The sequence below is a fragment of the Luedemannella helvata genome, from assembly GCF_039528415.1.
Lineage (GTDB): Bacteria > Actinomycetota > Actinomycetes > Mycobacteriales > Micromonosporaceae > Luedemannella > Luedemannella helvata.
This window is the reverse complement of record NZ_BAAALS010000003.1, coordinates 56,697-73,948: the sequence shown is the minus strand read 5'-3', so window position 1 is coordinate 73,948 and position 17,252 is coordinate 56,697. Positions and strand designations below refer to the sequence as shown.

Sequence of the window (17,252 nt, the reverse complement as noted above, 5' to 3'; positions counted from 1 at the left end):
TCAGGGGTCGCGGCGCCGGGCCGGGGTGACGGGCGCGGGACGGAACAGGTCCACGATGTCGTCCAGCCGGGTGACGAGCAGGCCCAGGACGATGGCGGTCACCGCCGCCACGGTCGTGCCGGCGACCGTGACGCGGGCGAGGTCGCCGGGCCCGAGCACGATCCCGACCGCGGCGACCGCCAGCAGGACGGCGTTGCGGACCAGGTGCACGCCGCTCAGCGGGGTCGACGATCCGCCGAAGCAACGGCACGAGGTGCGCGTGCCGCGCCGCAGTACGGCGGCGATGGTAACGGTGAACGCGACGAGAAGCAGCCCGGCGAGCGCCAGCCCGGCGCGGGCCAGGTCGGGCACGGCGACGAGGGGGACGACCGCCAGCTCCGCCACGGCCACCACCCCGGCGACCACCGTGGACCGCGCCGGCGCCGGCCGTCCCGGCAGCACGGCCGCCAGCATCGTCGCCGTGGCCGTGGCGAACTCGGCGCGCGCGGACCGGCTGTGCAGCTTGCTGACCGCGGAGGCGAGGAAGGTGAACCCGATGGCGACGCGGGCGGCGAGGGCCAGGTAATCCACGAGGCGCCTCCCCGGCGTGCGGCCAGCCGGCCACGGTGCGGCGCCGGACCGGTCGATACCGCCGGAAACTATGCCGCCGGATCAACCGATGTCAACACCTCGCCGCCCATGGATCACACCGTCGCGGTCTCCTCCGCTTCGGCCACGAGCCGGACGATGTCGTCGACGCTGCCGTTGATGAACAACTCTCCGATGTCGACCGTGATGTTGATCTCATTGAGTCGGGCGGCCATTTCGAGGGCCAGCGAGGACGTGCCGCCCGCGTCGAAGAACGACACCGTCGGGTCCACCTCGTCAACCTCCATGACCTCCTTCCAGATCTGGGTGACCTGTTCCTGGATCGGGTCGGTGGAGGCACTCGCGACGGGCGCGGCGACGCCGGGCGCGCCGAGGAGGTCCTGGCGCACCTGCCGGCGGTCGACCTTGCCGGGCCCCAGCGTGGGAATCCTGCCGACCACGGCGATCCGCTGCGGTACGAGGTGGATGGCGGCGCGTTCGCGGACGAACGCGACGAGGTCGGCGGGTGTGGCGGTCGACCCTTGGCGGAGGGCGACCGCGGCCGCGGGGACCGCACCGAGGTTCGCGTCCGGCAGGCCGACCACGCACACGTCGACGACATCCGGGTGGGTGGCGAGGATGCGCTCCACCTCGCCCGGGTAGACGTTCTCGCCGCCGCAGACGAACATGTCGTCGGCCCGGCCGACGAAGTGGTACCACCCGTCATCGTCCACCCGGAAGATGTCGCGGGTGCGCAGCCAGCCGTCGACGTAGCGGTCGCGCGCCGTCTCCTCGTCGAGGATGGTGCCCTCCGAGATCAGATCGCTCTTGATCCAGAGCTCGCCCTCGGACACCTCGCGGCCGGCCTCGTCCAGGACCCGCGCGGTCACGCCGGCCCAGGGGCGGCCGCAGCTGGCCAGCGGCTGCTTCTCGCCGGGCGGCTGGCCCAGGCACGGCGCGCATTCGGTCAGGGCGTAGATGTTGAGCACCTCGGCGCCCGGCAGGGCGGCCTGCAGGCGGCGCAGCAGCTCCGGAGTGGACGGACCGCTGCCCACCCGCACGGACCGCAGCGCGCCGAAGTCGAGCGACGCGAGCAGCTCGCGCTCCCGCAGCAGCACGGCGGCCTGCGAGGGCGTGAAGATCACGGTGGCGCAGCGCTGCCGCGACAGCTTGTGCAGGATCTTTCCCGGGTTGAACGAGTCGGCGATGACGCCGGTCCAGCCGCGCAGCAGGCCCAGCATCACACCGGCGTTGAGGCCGGACGTGTGGTAGAGCGAGGTGGCCACGAGATACCGGGTCGCGTCGTCGCCCGAGGCCATGGTCGTGGCCGTGTAGGCGCCGCTGCGGTAGCGGGCGAGCAGGTGCAGGTGTTCGTGGGTCTTGATGACCAGCTTGGGCTCGCCGGTGCTGCCGGACGTCGAGTAGGCCAGCGCCGGGTGGCGCGCGGGCACCTCCTCGGGCAGCTCGACCGGCGTGGCGGCCACCAGGTCGTCGAACGTGCGGTCGCCGATCGTGAACCGGTGCGGCAGGGCCGAGCGCCCGACCGCCTCCGCCACCGCGCCGGTGCCGCCGACAATCGCGGCGGAGCAGTCGGCCCTGCGCAGGAAGGCGTCCGCGCCGGAGCCGCTCATCGCGGGGTCGCACATGACGGCGGTCAGCCCCGCGCGGATGGTGCCGTAGACCGCCCACAGCAGCTGCGGCCCGGGCGGGGCCGAGATGAGCACCCGGGCACCGGTCTCCAGGCCCGCCGCGACCAGGCCGGACGCGATCCGCGTCATGGCGTCGTGGTGCTCGGCGTACGTCACGGTCCGCTCGTCGCCCTCCTCGCCGAACACGAAGGCGGCCCGGTCGGGCGCCGCCTCGACATGATCACGAAAGAGCAGCGCGCCGTTCGTCTGCAATGTCACTCCCTTGTCCCCCGAGCCTTCCCGGTGACCGCGATCTTATCGCTAGATAGAACTGGCACGATGGGGTGTGCGACACTGCTCGCCATGTGTCGCACGGGGGCCGCCCACAGATGAACGTCGCTGACCACATCGTCCAGAAGCTGGTCGACGAGGGCGTCGAGGTGCTGTTCACCGTTCCCGGCGAACAGATGGACGCCCTGTTCGGGGCCCTCGCCCGCACGGACATCCGCGTCGTGCACACCCGCCATGAGCAGGGCGCCGCCTTCATGGCGTACGGGTACGCGCGCTCGACCGGCCGCATCGGCGCCTGCGCCGTCATCTCCGGGCCCGGGGTGCTCAACGCCACGGCGGGGCTCGCGACCGCGTACTCCGGGGATTCGCGGGTGCTGTGCATCGCCGGGCAGATCCCCACCCCGATGCTCGACCGGCGGTACGGGTTCCCGCACGAGCTGCCCGACCAGCTCGGCGTGCTGCGCGGGGTGACCGGCTGGGCGGCGCGGGTCGGCACGCCCGACGAGGTGACCGCGGTCCTCGGCGAGGCCTTCCACCGGCTGCGTTCCGGCCGGCCCCGCCCGGTGGCGATCGAGATCCCGACGGACGTGTTCGCCGCCCCGGTCACGGCGCCGGCCGGCTGGACGGATCCGCCGGTCAGCCGGGCGCCCGACGCGACGGCCATCGAGGCCGCGGTCGCGGAGCTGGCTGCCGCCCGTACTCCGTTGATTGTGGTCGGCAGCGGCGCGCGGGCCGCGACCGACCAGGTCACCCGCTTGGCCGAGCGCCTGCGCGCGCCGGTGACGTCGAACATGGGTGGGCGCGGCGTCGTCAGCGACGAGCACGAGCTGTCCGTGCCGCTGCCGGTGGCCCACCGGCTGTGGGCGGAGGCCGACGTCGTGCTCGCCATCGGCACCCGGCTCATGCGGCCGTCCGTGGAGTGGGGCCTGACGGGCCTGCGGGTGATCCGGGTGGACCTCGACCCGGAGGAGATCAACCGGGTGGCCGAGCCGGCCGTGGCGGTCGTGGCGGACGCCGCGCTGACCGTCGAGGCGCTGCTGAGCCGGTTGCCGGACAGCCCGGACGACCGGTCCGCGTGGCTGTCGCGGCTCAAGGAGGCCCGGGCGGAGTTCGAGGCGGATCTCGCGCGGCTGGCGCCGCAGGCTGAACTGCTGCGCGCCCTGCGCGCCGCCCTGCCCGCGGACGGCTTCTTCGTCGACGAGCTGACGCAGGTGGGCTACGTCTCACGGATGGGCTTCGCCGCGTGGAGCCCGTCCACGTACGTTCCGGCCACGTACCAGGGGGCGCTCGGCTGCGGGTTCGCGACCGCGCTCGGGGTCAAGGTCGCCAACCCCACCCGGCCCGTCCTGTCCATTTCGGGCGATGGCGGCTTCCTCTACACGGCGGTCGAACTCGCCACGGCGGTGCGGCACCGCGTCAACGTGGTCGCCGTGGTCTTCAACGACAACAACTACGCGAACGTGAGCCGCTCGCAGCTCGCCCGCAACGGCGAGACCGTGGGCACCGACCTGCACAACCCCGACTTCGTCGCGTTCGCCGAGGCGTTCGGTGCGCGGGGGGTGCGCGTCGAGACGTCCGACGAGCTCACCGCCCGGATCGTGGAGGCGTTCCGGCGTGACGATCTGCCCACCGTCATCGAGCTGCCCGTCGGTGACATGCCCAGCCCGTGGTCGCTGATCCGGCTGCCCCGCGTCCGCTGACCGCACCCGCCCCGAGGAGTGACCGTGCCCCCGTTCCGTCCCGCGCTTGCCACGATGCGCCGCCAGCTCATCGTGGAGATCTCGCGGCTCGCCAATGAGCACGGCGCCATCAGCCTGTGCTTCGGCGAGTCCGACCTGCCCACGCCCGCGGTGGTGCGCGAGGCGGCCGAGCGGGCGATGCGGGAGGGCAGGACGCTGTACTCCGACCGGCGCGGGATCGCGCCGCTGCGCGCGGCCATCAGGGACTACCACCACCGCACCCACGGCCTGGATGTCGACCTCGACCGGATCTCGGCGACCTCGTCCGGCATGACCTCCATCATGATCGCGCTGCAGTGCCTGGTGGAGGCGGGCGACAATGTCGTGATCGTCGCGCCGGTCTGGCCGAACGTCGTCATCGCGGTCGAGTCGATGGGCGCGGAGGCCCGGTTCGTGACCCTCACGGACGACGACGGCGCGTGGCACCTCGACCTGGAGCGCGTCGCCGCGGCGTGCGACGGGCGCACCCGGGCGGTGTTCGTGGCCTCGCCGGGCAACCCGACCGGCTGGACGATGACCGGCGCCGAGCAGCGGGAGCTGCTGGAGCTGGCGCGCCGTCGCGGCATCTGGGTGATCTCGGACGAGGTCTACAACCGCATCGTGTACGACGGCTCGATCGCCGCCCCGTCCATGCTGGAGGTGGCGGCCCCCGACGATCCCGTGTTCGTGGTGCAGAGCTTCTCGAAGACGTGGTCGATGACCGGCTGGCGGCTCGGCTGGCTCGTCCACCCGGCCGAGCTGGCCCACCAGGTCGGCAACCTGAGCGCGATCAACAGCACCGGCTCGGCCACGTTCGTCCAGCACGCCGGCGTGGCCGCGATCCGGGAGGGCGAGCCGTTCGTCGACGAGATGTTGGCCCGGTGCACCCTCGGCCGCGACCTGGTGGCGAAGGCGTTCGCCGAGGTCGACCGCATCGAGGCGGCCCCGGTGCCGGCGTCGTTCTACTCGTACTTCCGCATCGACGGGGTCGACAACGACCTGGAGTACGCCCGGCAGCTCGTCACGCGGGCGGGCGTCGGCCTCGCCCCCGGCTCGGCATTCTTCGGTGACGGGCGCCCGCAGTACTTCCGCATCTGCTTCGCCCAGGACCCCCAGCGGCTCACCACGGCGCTGGACCGCCTGATCGCGGCCGTCTGACCGCGACCAGGCGGGTTGCGCGCCGCTACGCCGCGACCTCGACGTCGATCATCGCCCACGAGTGTGGGCCGGTCGCGGCCAGCGCGAGCCGGTCGCCGGCCGTGATCGCGCCCTCGTCGTGCATCAGGGCGAGGTTGGTCAGCAGGTCCGCCGCGTACGAGTGGGCGTACTCGGCGACGGGGCCGATCAGCAGCTGCGGGGACAGGAAGCCGGCGGCGCCGGTCAGGAACCGCAGCGACGCCGTGCGGTAGTTGTTGAACAGCACCCGGGTGAAGTCCCTGGGCCCCCGCCCGGTGGCCGCCTTGAGGCCCTTGGCCGCCGCCCGGCCGAGCTGCACCGTACGCAGCTGCGCGGCCGGGCTCGCGTCGGCGGTGCCGCCGCGCGAGTCGCCGCTCACCGCGACGCCGTGCACGACGAAGGTCGGGCCGGGGCCGGCGGGCCGCTCCCGCGACACGTACGCCGCGGCGGCGCCGTCGCTGAGCACCGACAGCGCGCCGGCCATCATGCGGGGCCGGTTGACCACCCGGTCGGACGTGATGATCAGGATCGACTCGGCCGCCGAGGTGGCCACGAGGCCGCGGGCCAGTTGCAGGAGCAGCCCGAGGTTGCCGCACGCGTGGCCGCCGACCGACATGACGATCGCTCCGGGCAGCCCGAGCGCGTTGGCGAGCTGCGCGTTGGCCGTCAGGATCTCGGGGCCGTCGCGGGTCTCGGTGGCGAACAGGATCAGGTCGCACGTGCCACCCGCCGCGGCGAGGGTACGCGCGCCGACGTCGCGGGCCATGTCGAGGCTCGACACGTCGGTGGCGCGGTAGTGCTCCAGGCGCTCCTCCTTGAGCCGGGCGTCGTCACAACCATCCTCGCCGAGTTCGCGGATGAGCCGCTGCTCGCCGTACGTGTATGAGATGGACGATAGGTACATGTCGACCAACGGACAGTCCCTCCGGATCGCGGGTCTGGGCTGACGATATTGAACCAGAGCCGCACGAACCACCGGCACGTGCGTCAATATCTACATCCATAACGGGTTCTGTCACCTTTGACGCCCTTCGATTCTGCCTTTGCCACGGCTTGCCGGCGCCCCCTACAGTCGCCGCAGGAAGAGCGGCGGGAGCGCGGACGTCCACCGCAGCCGCGCGGGACTGTCCAGAGGGGAACGATCACCGAACGACATGTCGATATATGATCGCGTGAGCACAACAGCGGGGGAAGTAATCATGAACGATGCGGTGATCTCCATCGATCGCGCGCCCATGGCGCCGCCCGGCGGTGATCCGATCGTGACGCGGCTGATCGCGTCGGAGCTGGCGCTGCAGGCCAATGCGATCAACCTGATCGCGGCGGTCAACTACATCAGCCCGCGCGTGAGCATGGCGATGCACCCGATCCTCGAATCGGTCCACTCCGAGGGCTACCCGGGGCGCCGCTACCACGAGGGCCAGGCCGTCGCCGACCAGATCGAGCGGCTCGCGATCGACCGGGCGTGCGAGCTGTTCGGCGTCGAGTACGCCAACGTCCAGCCGTACCGGGGAACGATGGCCAACCTGGCGGCCGCCGCGGCCGTCCTGCAGCCCGGCGACGTCGTGCTCGGACTCCAGACCGCCGCGGGCGGGCACTACACGACCGGCAGCACGCTGCACCTCATCGGCCGCATGTTCCGGGTCGTGCCGTACGGGGTGTGCGCGAACAAGTCCACGCTGGACTACGAGCTGATCGCCGCGGCGGCCCGGCGCGAACGTCCCCGCGCCATCTTCTGCGGCGACACGTCCTACCCGCGACTGTGGGACTTCGCCGCGCTGCGGGCCATCGCCGACGAGGTCGGCGCGGTGCTCGTCGCGGACATCTCCCAGTCCGCCGGCCTGATCGCGGGCGGCGCCATCCCGAGCCCGGCCGCGTACGCGGACATCATGACCGCGGCGACATACAAGACACTGCGCGGGCCGCGCGCCGGCCTGATCCTGGCCCGGGCGCACCTGGGTCCCGCGATCGACCGCGCCGTCTCGCCGATCTGCCAGGGCGGCACGAACGTGCGGATCCTGGCCGGCGTCGCGGCCGCGCTCGGCGAGGCGCTCACCGAGCCCTTCCGGGCCTACACCCGCCAGGTGGTCGAGAACTGCCGCCACCTCGCCGACGAGCTGTCGCTGCGCGGCTTCGACCTCATGACGGACGGCACGGAGAACCACGCGTGCCTGCTGGACCTGCGCAAGCTCGACGTCACCGGCGACGTCGCCGCGCGCTGGCTCGCGTCGGCGGGCATCCTCGCCAACGGCAACCAGGTCGCCAACGACGCCCAGTCCCCCCGACGCCCCAGCGGCCTGCGGTTCGGCACCTGCGCCGTCACGACCCTGGGCATGGGCCCCGCCGAGATCACCGAGATCGCGGAGCTCATCGAGTTGGTCCTGCGCGGCCGTGGCGAGCCGGCCGTCACCGACGCCGTCCGCGAGCGGGCGGGCGAGATCCGTCGCCGGTTCGGCACCTTCGAGCATCCGTGGTACGACGCCGACGTCGAGGAGCTTGTCTGAGCATGCCCGCACCAATGATCATCCAGAACGTCGCGGTCGTCGACGTGACGGCCGGGGTGCTCGACCCCGGCCTTGACGTGACCGTGGACGGCGCGGGCCGCATCAGCGCCATCGCGCCGCACCAGCCGGGCGCGGCGGGTGACCCGTCACCGGAGCGGCTGGACGGGACCGGGCGCTACCTGGTGCCCGGTCTGATCGACTCGCACGTGCACGTGGCCTTCAACGGCTTCCTGGACGTCCGCCCGGACTTCACCCGCACCCTCAAGCAGTACCTGCTCCACGGCGTGACCAGCGTGATCGACTTCTTCACGGTGGGCGGCGACTTCCCGGGCTCGTCGCCCGAGACCGTGCGCGAGGACGTGAACTCCGGCCGGTTCCTCGGCCCGCGGATCATGACGTCGTACGGGTGCCTCAACGCGCCCGGGGGCTTCTGCGACTGCTCGGTCGGCGACGCCGCCTCGGCGGTGGTGACCCGCGACGACGTCGACCGCGAGATCGAGCGCATCACGGCCGTCCGGCCGGACTTCGTCAAGATCGTTTACGACGACGTGTTCGGCACCCTGCCCAACCTCACGAAGGACCTGCTCGCCGAGTTGATCGCCGAGGCGCACCGGCGCGGCTTCCGCGCGGCCGTGCACGTCGCCTCCGGCGCGCACGCCGCGGACGCCGTCGAGGTGGGCGCGGACATCATCGGCCACGGCGTCGTCGACGACCTCCCGGACGGCCTGACCGCCGAGATCGTCAAGCGCGGCGTCATCGTCATCCCGACGCTCGCGTCGTACGAGTCGCGCTCGCTCGAACGGTGGCGCATCCCGCTGCCGGCCGCCTCGCCCCCGGAGGTGGTCGGCGCGTACGCCCGCGCCCGGCGCAGCCTGTACGAGAAGAACGGCCAACTGCCGCTGTACCGGGAGGGATTCACGAGGTCGCTGGCGAACCTCGCCGCGATGGTCGAGGGCGGCGCGCTGGTCGTCGCCGGCTCGGACGCGGGCACCTGGTACACGTTCCCCGGCGACTCGCTGCACCGCGAACTGGCCCTGTACGCCCGGGCGGGGCTCACGCCCGCGCGGGCGCTGCGCATGGCGACCAGCGACGCGGCCACCGCGTGGGGCTTCGCCCACGACCGCGGCACGGTCGCCGTGGGCAAGCGGGCCGACCTGCTGCTGCTCAATGCCGACCCGCTCGCCGACGTGACCGCGCTGCGCGAGATCGAGCACGTCGTCTTCGACGGTCGGGTGCTCGACCTGGACGCGCTCGCCACGGACATCGTGGAGGGCCACCCGGCCCCGCAGCCCGACGACGACGCCGACGTCCCCTGCTGCCCGCACCACCTCCGTACGCCCACGTCGCTCGCCAGGAAGTGAAGATGAAAGCTGTCATCCCGGCCAAGTCGTCGTCGACCCGCGTCATCGACAAGAACTTCCGGCCGTTCCACGGCGACCGCTCGCTGCTGGACCTGCTCATCGACAAGCTGTTGCGGGTCCTGCCGCCCGAGGACATCTACGTCAGCTCGGAGGATCCGGCGCGGCGCGCGGCCGTGGAGGCGCGCGGCGTGCGGTTCCTCGACCGGCCCGCCCACCTGGCGGAGAACGCCACGCCGTACGCCTCCGTGGTCTCCGACGTGTGCCGCGACGTGCCCGGCGACGACGACATCATGTGGTGCCACGCGACCGACCCGCTGTTCGACGCCTACGCCGACTGCCTCGAGCGGTGGGCCGAGGTGCGCGACAAGCACGACTCCCTGGTGGTCGTCTACCCGCGCACCAAGTACATGCTCGACACGGACTACCGGCCCATGGGGTTCGGCTTCGGCCCCTGGCACGTCCCGTCGCAGCACCTGCCCACCCGGTACGAGCTGGGTTTCACCCTGTCGGTCCTGCGCCGCCCGACCGTGCTGCGGCTCGGCCCGATCGGCGCCGAACCGCACTGGTTCCACGCGACCAACCTGACCGTGGATATCGACACCGAGGACGACTTCCGGCTGGCCCAGGCGGTCTACGCCCACCTCGCCGCCGAGGAACGCCAGCCGTGACGGGACGCGTGATGGTCGTCGCGGCCCACCCCGACGACGCGGAGTTCAGCTTCGGCGCGACGGTGGCCCGGCTGACGGACGAGGGCACCGAGGTGGTCTACGTCGTGTGCACGGACGGTTCGCTGGGCGGCTCCAACCCGAGGCCCTCGGCCGACGACGTGAGCGCCGTCCGGTACGCCGAGCAGCGGGCCGCCGCGGCCGCGCTGGGGGTACACGATGTGGTCTTTCTCGGTTTCCGCGACGGTGAGCTGACCGCGGACGTCGCGCTGCGCCGCGCGGTGACGCGCCAGATCCGGCGGTGGCGGCCCGGGATCGTGCTCACGCACTGGCCGCAGCGGTCCCTCACGTTCCCGATCGGGGCGTCGCATCCCGACCACTTCGCGGCCGGCGAGGCCGTGCTGTCGGCCATCTACCCGGACGCCCGCAACCCGCGGGCCTACCCCGACCTGCTCGCCGACGGGCTCGAACCGCATGTGGTGGAGGAGGCGTGGCTGCCCGGCCTGCGCGAGCCGAACCACTTCGTGGACGTCAGCCGCTACGCCGACCGCAAGATCGAGGCGATCCTCCAGCACAAGAGCCAGTTCACCGAGCACAGCGACCCGGTGGCGTCGCTGGGTTGGGTGCGCGACCGGATGCGCCACAACGGCTCCTACGTGGGCTGCGACTACGCGGAGGCGTACGTGCGGATCCAGACCGGCTCCAACGCCGGGGCCGGTCCGCCGCCCGCCCCCGCCGACAGCGCCGCCGCCCACAGCCTCCGGTGGTAGAACCACCCGCGACGATTGGCCACTGATGATCGACAAGGATGCCCTCAAGCTCAAGTACGCCGAGGAGCGCGCGAAGCGGCTGCGTCCCGACGGCCCGCTGCAGTACCGCAAGTGGACCGGCGACGAGACCGACCCGTTCACCCCCCGCGTCGAGCGCGCGCCCCGGCGCGACCACGTCACGGTCGCGTTCATCGGCGGCGGCCTCGGCGGGCTGGTCACGGGCGCCCGCCTCAAGGAGGCCGGCGTCGACGACGTCCGGCTGATCGAGCAGGGCGGCGACTTCGGCGGCGCCTGGTACTGGAACCGGTACCCGGGCGCGCAGTGCGACACCGCGTCGTTCGTGTACCTGCCGCTGCTCGAAGAGACCGGGTACATGCCGACCGAGAAATACGCGCACGGCCCGGAGATCCTGGAACACTGCCAGCGCATCGGCAAGCACTACGGGCTCTACGACAACGCCCTGTTCCACACGAAGGTGACCGACCTGGAGTGGGACCAGGCCCGGTCCCGGTGGATCGTGCGGACCGACCGCGGCGACGAGTTCACCGCCCAGTTCGTCTGCCTGGGCACCGGGCCGCTGCACGTGCCGAAGCTGCCCGGCATCCCCGGCATCGAGACCTTCGGCGGCCACAGCTTCCACACGAGCCGGTGGGACTACGCGTACACCGGGGGCGACCCGCTCGGCGCGCCGATGGACAAGCTCGCCGACAAGCGGGTCGCCATCGTCGGGACGGGCGCGACCGCCGTGCAGTGCGTACCGAGGCTCGCCGAGGCGGCCCGGGAGCTGTTCGTCTTCCAGCGCACGCCGTCGTCGGTCGACGTCCGCAACAACCAGCCCACGGACCCGGAGTGGTTCGCGTCCATCGCCACGCCGGGCTGGCAGCAGCGCTGGCTGGAGAACTTCACCGCCAACCAGTCCGGTTCGGCGCGCGAGGACCTCGTCATGGACGCCTGGTCGGACCTGGCCCGCCGGGCCCGCGACCACATCCGCAAGCTGAGCCGGGCGCAGCTGACCCGCGAGGGCATCAGCGAGGCGTACGAGAACGCCGACTTCGAGAAGATGGAGGAGATCCGCGCCCGGGTCGACGCCGTCGTCGAGGACCCGGAGACCGCCCGCCGGCTCAAGGCCTGGTACAAGCAGCTGTGCAAGCGGCCGTGTTTCTCCGACGAGTACCTGCAGTCGTTCAACCGGCCCAACACCCATCTGGTCGACACCGACGGCCGGGGGGTCACCCGGATCACCGAGCGCGGCCTCGTCGTCGGCGAGGTCGAGTACCCGGTCGACTGCGTCATCTACGCCTCCGGGTTCGAGGTCAGCACGCCGTTCACCGACCGGTCCGGCTTCGACCTCACGGGCCGCACGACCACGCTGGCGCGGTACTGGGAGGAGGGCATGCGGACCCTGCACGGCATCCACGTGCACGGCTTCCCGAACGTGTTCGTCGTGCAGCCCTCGCACGGCGCCCGGCTGATCGCGAACATCCCGCACAACCTGTTGGAGTCGGGCACCACGATCGCCCAGATCGTCAAGCACGCCCTCGACCACGGGTACGCCGAGGTGGAGGTCACCAAGCAGGCCGAGGACGCCTGGATGGACCTGCTGCTCGGCTCGACCTCGAATGTCGGCGCGCCGGACTGCACGCCCGGCTCGTACAACAACGAGGGCCAGGACACCGGCCCGCGCCGGTCCTTCTTCGTCGGCCATCCGCAGGGCGCGCAGGTGTTCTTCCGCTACATCAAGGAGTGGCGGTCCTCCGGCGCCTTCGAGGGCCTGGAGTTCCGGGCGGGCGCCCAGCCGTGACCGGCGTCGGGCCCGGCGCTGTGCCGGGCCCGGTCAGCCCGTCCGGCCGGAGCCGCGTGACAGCACCGCGGACGCCGCCCAGTCCGCCTCGGCGACGCCCTGGGGCGCCCGGCACACCACGTACTCGTCCGGCGTCGCCACGCCCGGCCGCTCGGGCAGGGCCGCGACCACCCGCCGGTGCAGGTCCACAAGGGACTCAGGCGCGTCGCCCGCGACATAGCCGACCAGCTCGGTGAGCTCCGGGTCGGCCGCCGGCCGGCAGAACACGGCCGTGGGCCGGTCGGGGACCGCGTCCGCCAGGAGCGCACGCGCGGCCGGCACGTGGACCCAGCCGGTCGCCGTGCGTACCCAGTCGGCATCGCGGGCGGCCGGCTCGACCCCGACGAGCTGGACCGCCTCCGCCACCGTCAGCTCCTCGTGGACGGCCGTGCAGAGGATCAGCTCGAGCCCGCGCAGGAACCGCTCGCCGGCCGGCGCCGGCAGGTAGCGCGCGTCCGTGAGGAGGAGGATGCCGCAGCCCTCCGCGCCGAGATAGTTGAAGTTGACCATGAACTTCATGTCGTGGCGCGGCAGCGATGGGAACTGCGTGAAGGTGCTCTGCTCGCGCAGCGCCGCGAGGTCGGCCGGGGTCGCGTCCGGCAGCGGCGGCGCCCAGTCGCCGTCGCGGCGCACGTCGTTGAAGTACGCCGACAGGTCGAACCGCACCCCGCGCGCGGCCCCGATCTCCGCCTTCAGCTCGGCCAGCCGCTCCGGGTGGTAGCGCGCGTTGAGGTACCCCCGCGCGGCGATGGGCAGCACGGTCCGCGCGGCGGCCGACAGGTCGCCGTCGGGCACCGGCAGGACGAACAGGCCGTCCTGGGCGGTGGGCGCCCGCAGGGCGCGCGACTGCGGGTCGAACCGGTTGCCCGCGATGAGCTGGAACGCCGCCGTGTCATGCCCGCAGTAGGCCGCCAGCCAGGACGCCGCGACCGTCAGCAGGACGGTCGACACGGACGCGCGCGAGCGGGTCGCCACGATCGGCGCGGCGGCGGCGACCGCCCTGGACACCAGCCGGTACCGGTGGATCGGCAGCCCGTCCGAGGGCGCCTGGGGAAAGTCGAACATGGACGCGGGCGCCAGGCGCAGCCGGGCGGCCCAGTGCGACAGCGACGACGACTCGACCCGCTTGCCCGCCGGCGACGCCTCGAACTCGAGCTGGCGCAGCGCGTCCCACCGCACCGCGGGCGCGGGCGTCCGCTCGGGCGCTTCGAGGAGGTCGCGCAGGTCGTCACCGAGGCTGACGAGCGCCCACGAGTCGACGCCGACGTGCGAGGCGACCAACGAAACGGCCACCACGTGACCCTCGGGTGACACGATGCCGGCGATCCGGACGGGCCACTCGCTCGTCAGGTCGAAACTGTCCGCCGCCATGCTTGTGGCGATCTCCGCGGCCCGCTCGGCCGGGTCGGCGCCGTCGAGCGGATGCAGGGCCACCCCCAGCTCGCCGGCGCCGGCGATGTGCTGCTCCCCCGCCACGAACCGGGTGCGCAGGGACGCGTGCTCCTCGACCAGGCGCCGTACGCCGTCGGCGAAGCGGTCCTCCGTCACGCCGTCGGCCAGGGTGAACGACCGGGTCAGGTTGAACGACTGGGTCTCGTCGCCGAACCACTGCAGCGGCTTCCAGATGGCGTACTGGCCCCAGGCCAGCGGGGCGACCACGGACTCGCCCGCGGCGAAGGTCACCCGTCGGCTCGTCACGGCGCGCATGGGACATCCCCCGTTGTTCGATCGTCGCGAATGCGGCTCGGCACCCTGGCGGAGGCTACCCACCGGCCATCGGAAGGTCAACGAACTCGAATGCTGGACGATTTCGATGTCTCGCTAAGATCCGGGGAAACACCGCACGGGGGGAGTTGGCAGATGCGCCCTGCAGGAGGCGACACCGAAGTGGACCACGCCTGGCCGGCCGCCTTCGCGGACGGCATCGTCTCGATGCTGCCCGAGGTCCCGGACGACTTCCGGCTCACCCCCGACACGGACCTGGCCGCGCTCGGCCTCGACAGCCTCGGCCGCACCGGGCTGGTCCTGCTCCTGCAGGACGAGTGGGACCTGGAGTTCCCCGACGAGGTGCTCGTGGCGCGCAACTTCGCCACCCCCGCGACGCTGTGGGCGGCCGTGGCGCCCTTCGCGCCCAGCGACTGATGCTCACCGGCCGGGACCTGCGGGACACCCTGCACCGCGACGGATACCTGTTCCCCGGCTCCGTCGCCGGGATCTACGGCACGGACGGCCGCTTCGAGCGGATGCTGGCCGCGCTGTCCGCCACGCTCAGTTCGCTCGCCGGTGAGGCCGGGGCGCGTCACCTGCGGTTCCCGCCCGCGGTCCGGGCCGACGACCTCGCCCGGGTCGGCTACGCGCGCGCGTTTCCCCACCTGGCCGCCGCGATCAGCGTCTGCGCCCGGCCGGACGCCGCCGCGTGGGGAGCCGACCCGGCCGGCTGGACGGACCTGCTGGAACCGTCCGAACTGGCCCTGCGCCCGGCCGCCTGCTACGCCGTCTATCCCCACCTCGCCCACAGCACCGTGGCGACGGCCGTCCGCTTCGACACCATGGGGTACTGCTTTCGCCGCGAGCCCAGCGACGACCCGTTCCGGATGCAGTACTTCCGGATGCACGAGGTGGTCTTCGTCGGCCCGGACGCGGCCGTGGGCGCCTTCCTGACCTGGGCCCACGACACGGCGCGCGCGCTGTTCGACCAGTTGGGCCTGCCGGTCGACCGGTGCCCCGCCACGGACCCGTTCTTCGGCCCCGGCGGCCGGGTGCTCGCCGCCGAGCAGCGCGAGCGCGACCTCAAGCAGGAGTACGTGCTGCGCGGGGCGGGCGTCGCGCTCGCGTCCGTGAACCACCACGAGACGCACTTCACCCGCCCGTACGCGATCGGGGGCGGCGCGGTGTCCGCCTGCGTGGGATTCGGCCTGGAGCGCGCGGTCCTCGCCGCCTTCGCCCACCACGGCACCGACCCGGCGGCGTGGCCGTCGGCGGCGCGCGCCGTGGTCGGCCTCGCGGGGTCCGCGTGACGCTGCCGGTACACGTCCGCCAGGCCGCAACCCGCGCGGCCGCGACCGCCCGCGCGTACGCCGACGAGGTCGACGGCGCCGCGCGGTTTCCGGCCGAGGCGGTGGCCGCGCTGCGCGACGAACGCCTGCTCGCCCTGCTGATCCCGGCCGAACTCGGCGGCGCGGGGCTCGACATACCCGACGCCGCCGAGGTGTGTGCCCTGCTCGGCCGCGCGTGCGGCTCCACCGCGATGATCTTCGCGATGCACCAGATCCAGGTCGCCTGCCTGGTCCGCCACGGCCTGTCCCAGCCGGCGATCCGCGAGCACCTGCGCCTCGCGGCCGAGCGCCAGTCGCTGTGCGCGTCCGGTACGTCGGAGCGCGGCGCGGACGGCATCCGCGCCAGCCTGGCCGCACTCGAACCGGACGGCGACGGCTTCGTGCGGCTGCGCAAGGAGATCGGCACCATCTCGTACGCGGAGGCGGCCGACACGCTGCTCGTCACCGCGCGGCGCTCGGCCGCCGCGGTCGCCAGCGACCAGGTGCTGCTGCTACTCGACCGGGTCCCGACCGGCGCGGGCGAGCGGACGGACCTGACCGTGACCCGCCCGTGGCACGCGCTCGGGCTGCGGGGAACCGGAAGCGTCGGGGCGACCGTCGACGCGCGCGTGGCGCACAGTCGGGTGCTGGGTGACGACTTCGCCCACGTCCTGTCGACCACCATGCTGCCGGCCAGCCACGTGCTGTGGGCGAGCGTCTGGCTGGGCATCGCCACGGACGCCCTCGACGTCGCCGGCCGCCACCTGCGCCGGGGAGCCCGCGGCCCGCTGCCGCGCGGCTACGTCGAACACGTCACCACCCTGTACGAGCTGACCGCGTTCTGCCGGCAGCAGGCCGCCGCCGTGTCCATCCGTCCCGGCGGCGACCGGGACGACGTCGCCGGGCTGCGCGAACAGGTCGCGCTCAACGCCCTGAAGGTCCGCGTGTCGGCCGGCGTCGTCGACCTCGTGGTCGGGGCGATGACCGCGATCGGCCTGGACGCCTACCTGCTCGACACGCCGGCCTCGCTCGGCCGGCACCTGCGCGACGCCATGAGCGCGCCGCTGATGATCCGCAACGAGCGGCTGCTGGACGCCCTCGGCGCCACGCTCGCCGTGGTCAAGACCCTGCCGTGACCCGGCCGGTGGACCGCCAGAACATCCAGCCGCACAGGTAGGGGAACGGCAGGTTGTTCACGCTGAGCACGGTGTTGACGTGCGTACGGTGGTCGTTGCTGTGCTGGATGGCCTCCAGCAGCACCAGCGGCCGGGCCCCGGGCACCTCCGGCCACGGCCCACGCGCCGGCAGGGTGACGTCCAGCGTCTCGCGCGCCTTGAGCACCGCGCGCCACCGCTCCGACTGGCCGAGCCAGATCTCGTGCAGGCGCTCCAGCGTGAGGTCGTCGCCCTCGGTCACGACGACCTCGGCCGACTCGCCCGTCAGTCGCTGCAGGAGCCGCTGGTCCTCGGCGACGATGTGGATGAGGGTCGGCACGATCGCGCCGTAGGTGCCCGGGCTCGACGACTGGAGCTGCTCGGGCGTCAGGGTCTGGCAATGCTCGATGAGCGTCCGCGTGGCCCACAGGTGGTGTTCGAAAAGCACATCGAGATCAGACACCGCGTCATGTTATTAATGCCCATACGTCGACGGCAACCTGATCACAGGTAAGCTCTACCGCCGATAGGGCTGCGTCGATC

Annotated in this window: 15 protein-coding genes; 10 read left to right on the top strand and 5 right to left on the bottom strand. The window is 72.6% G+C overall.

Annotation, left to right across the window (positions count from 1 at the left end):
* Both ABD191_RS03965 and ABD191_RS03960 read right to left on the bottom strand, forming a co-directional pair.
* Entirely contained in the window at positions 1-570 is a 570-nt protein-coding gene (locus ABD191_RS03965; protein ID WP_344076901.1) for a MauE/DoxX family redox-associated membrane protein, read from the bottom strand.
* Positions 571-683: 113 nt separating this feature from the next.
* Positions 684-2,474, bottom strand: a complete 1,791-nt coding sequence (locus ABD191_RS03960; protein WP_344076899.1) for an AMP-binding protein — start codon at positions 2,472-2,474, stop codon at positions 684-686.
* A gap of 110 nt (positions 2,475-2,584) precedes the next feature.
* Between ABD191_RS03960 and ABD191_RS03955 the strand changes: the two genes are divergently transcribed.
* Positions 2,585-4,186, top strand: coding sequence for a thiamine pyrophosphate-binding protein (locus ABD191_RS03955; protein ID WP_344076897.1), 1,602 nt, complete (start codon positions 2,585-2,587; stop codon positions 4,184-4,186).
* Positions 4,187-4,210: 24 nt separating this feature from the next.
* On the top strand, positions 4,211-5,362 hold the full coding sequence (locus tag ABD191_RS03950; RefSeq protein ID WP_344076894.1) for a pyridoxal phosphate-dependent aminotransferase: 1,152 nt from the start codon (positions 4,211-4,213) through the stop codon (positions 5,360-5,362).
* Positions 5,363-5,387: 25 nt separating this feature from the next.
* On the opposite strand, the gene ABD191_RS03945 is transcribed toward ABD191_RS03950, so the two are convergent.
* The gene (locus ABD191_RS03945; RefSeq protein WP_344076892.1) at positions 5,388-6,284 is read right to left on the bottom strand and encodes a hypothetical protein; all 897 of its coding nucleotides are present in this window, start codon (positions 6,282-6,284) and stop codon (positions 5,388-5,390) included.
* A 295-nt stretch (positions 6,285-6,579) separates the two neighbouring features.
* On the opposite strand from ABD191_RS03945, the gene ABD191_RS03940 reads away from it, so the two are divergent.
* From ABD191_RS03940 to ABD191_RS03920, 5 genes are read left to right on the top strand one after another with little or no spacing between them, the layout of a single operon-like run.
* Positions 6,580-7,884 carry a serine hydroxymethyltransferase gene (locus ABD191_RS03940; RefSeq protein ID WP_344076890.1) on the top strand — a complete coding sequence of 435 codons (1,305 nt, stop codon included), beginning with the start codon at positions 6,580-6,582 and terminating at the stop codon, positions 7,882-7,884.
* 2 nt (positions 7,885-7,886) lie between these two features.
* Complete coding sequence (locus ABD191_RS03935) at positions 7,887-9,245, top strand: amidohydrolase family protein (RefSeq protein ID WP_344076888.1); 1,359 nt, start codon at positions 7,887-7,889, stop codon at positions 9,243-9,245.
* Between the two features lie 2 nt (positions 9,246-9,247).
* Positions 9,248-9,913, top strand: coding sequence for a cytidylyltransferase domain-containing protein (locus ABD191_RS03930; protein WP_344076885.1), 666 nt, complete (start codon positions 9,248-9,250; stop codon positions 9,911-9,913).
* Positions 9,910-10,680, top strand: coding sequence for a PIG-L deacetylase family protein (locus ABD191_RS03925; RefSeq protein ID WP_344076883.1), 771 nt, complete (start codon positions 9,910-9,912; stop codon positions 10,678-10,680). The genes ABD191_RS03930 and ABD191_RS03925 overlap by 4 nt, the downstream gene beginning before the upstream one ends.
* Before the next feature lie 25 nt (positions 10,681-10,705).
* The gene (locus tag ABD191_RS03920) at positions 10,706-12,481 is read left to right on the top strand and encodes a flavin-containing monooxygenase (protein ID WP_344076881.1); all 1,776 of its coding nucleotides are present in this window, start codon (positions 10,706-10,708) and stop codon (positions 12,479-12,481) included.
* Between the two features lie 33 nt (positions 12,482-12,514).
* Here the strand turns inward: ABD191_RS03920 and ABD191_RS03915 are convergent, their stop codons facing one another.
* Positions 12,515-14,218 (bottom strand): condensation domain-containing protein, encoded by a 1,704-nt coding sequence (locus ABD191_RS03915; protein WP_344076879.1) that lies wholly within the window; start codon positions 14,216-14,218, stop codon positions 12,515-12,517.
* 162 nt (positions 14,219-14,380) lie between these two features.
* On the opposite strand from ABD191_RS03915, the gene ABD191_RS03910 reads away from it, so the two are divergent.
* From ABD191_RS03910 to ABD191_RS03900, 3 genes are read left to right on the top strand one after another with little or no spacing between them, the layout of a single operon-like run.
* Positions 14,381-14,662: a phosphopantetheine-binding protein gene (locus ABD191_RS03910; protein ID WP_344076877.1), complete on the top strand. Its 282-nt coding sequence runs from the start codon at positions 14,381-14,383 to the stop codon at positions 14,660-14,662.
* Positions 14,662-15,537 carry a class-II aminoacyl-tRNA synthetase family protein gene (locus tag ABD191_RS03905; protein ID WP_344076875.1) on the top strand — a complete coding sequence of 292 codons (876 nt, stop codon included), beginning with the start codon at positions 14,662-14,664 and terminating at the stop codon, positions 15,535-15,537. Before ABD191_RS03910 ends, ABD191_RS03905 begins: the two co-directional genes overlap by 1 nt.
* Entirely contained in the window at positions 15,534-16,691 is a 1,158-nt protein-coding gene (locus tag ABD191_RS03900) for an acyl-CoA dehydrogenase family protein (RefSeq protein WP_344076872.1), read from the top strand. The genes ABD191_RS03905 and ABD191_RS03900 overlap by 4 nt, the downstream gene beginning before the upstream one ends.
* Here ABD191_RS03900 and ABD191_RS03895 read toward each other — a convergent pair.
* A complete protein-coding gene (locus ABD191_RS03895; protein WP_344076870.1) occupies positions 16,675-17,172 on the bottom strand; it encodes a DinB family protein in 498 nt (165 codons plus the stop codon). The genes ABD191_RS03900 and ABD191_RS03895 overlap by 17 nt on opposite strands.
* Between the last annotated feature and the right edge of the window lie 80 nt (positions 17,173-17,252).

Bases quoted from the DNA above. Each gene is read 5' to 3' on its own strand.
- ABD191_RS03955 (WP_344076897.1), top strand. From the start codon at position 2,585: ATGAACGTCGCTGACCACATCGTCCAGAAGCTGGTCGACGAGGGCGTC.
- ABD191_RS03945 (WP_344076892.1), bottom strand. From the start codon at position 6,284: ATGTACCTATCGTCCATCTCATACACGTACGGCGAGCAGCGGCTCATC.
- ABD191_RS03940 (WP_344076890.1), top strand. From the start codon at position 6,580: ATGAACGATGCGGTGATCTCCATCGATCGCGCGCCCATGGCGCCGCCC.
- ABD191_RS03935 (WP_344076888.1), top strand. From the start codon at position 7,887: ATGCCCGCACCAATGATCATCCAGAACGTCGCGGTCGTCGACGTGACG.
- ABD191_RS03930 (WP_344076885.1), top strand. From the start codon at position 9,248: ATGAAAGCTGTCATCCCGGCCAAGTCGTCGTCGACCCGCGTCATCGAC.
- ABD191_RS03920 (WP_344076881.1), top strand. From the start codon at position 10,706: ATGATCGACAAGGATGCCCTCAAGCTCAAGTACGCCGAGGAGCGCGCG.
- ABD191_RS03910 (WP_344076877.1), top strand. From the start codon at position 14,381: ATGCGCCCTGCAGGAGGCGACACCGAAGTGGACCACGCCTGGCCGGCC.
- ABD191_RS03905 (WP_344076875.1), top strand. From the start codon at position 14,662: ATGCTCACCGGCCGGGACCTGCGGGACACCCTGCACCGCGACGGATAC.